Origin of the sequence: Bacillus cereus group sp. N24 (genome assembly GCF_016483345.1) — a bacterium.
Classification (GTDB): Bacteria; Bacillota; Bacilli; order Bacillales; family Bacillaceae_G; genus Bacillus_A; species Bacillus_A toyonensis.
This window is the reverse complement of the sequence record NZ_JAEHCA010000137.1, coordinates 1-253: the sequence shown is the minus strand read 5'-3', so window position 1 is coordinate 253 and position 253 is coordinate 1. Positions and strand designations below refer to the sequence as shown.

The following is a 253-nucleotide window of genomic DNA, read 5'->3' as shown; positions in this document are numbered from 1 at the left end:
GGGGCAGATTCGAACTGCCGAACCCGAAGGAGCGGATTTACAGTCCGCCGCGTTTAGCCACTTCGCTACCCCTCCGAAACTTACATGGTGCCGGCTAGAGGACTTGAACCCCCAACCTACTGATTACAAGTCAGTTGCTCTACCAATTGAGCTAAGCCGGCGTATTGTATTAAGATAAATGGTGGCTCGGGACGGAATCGAACCGCCGACACGAGGATTTTCAGTCCTCTGCTCTACCGACTGAGCTACCGAG

General features: G+C 53.8%; 1 tRNA gene. It reads right to left on the bottom strand.

Annotated features, from left to right (window positions below):
- Positions 1–85: 85 nt before the first annotated feature.
- Positions 86–161, bottom strand: a tRNA-Thr gene (locus tag JDS95_RS30740).
- Positions 162–253: the final 92 nt, after the last annotated feature.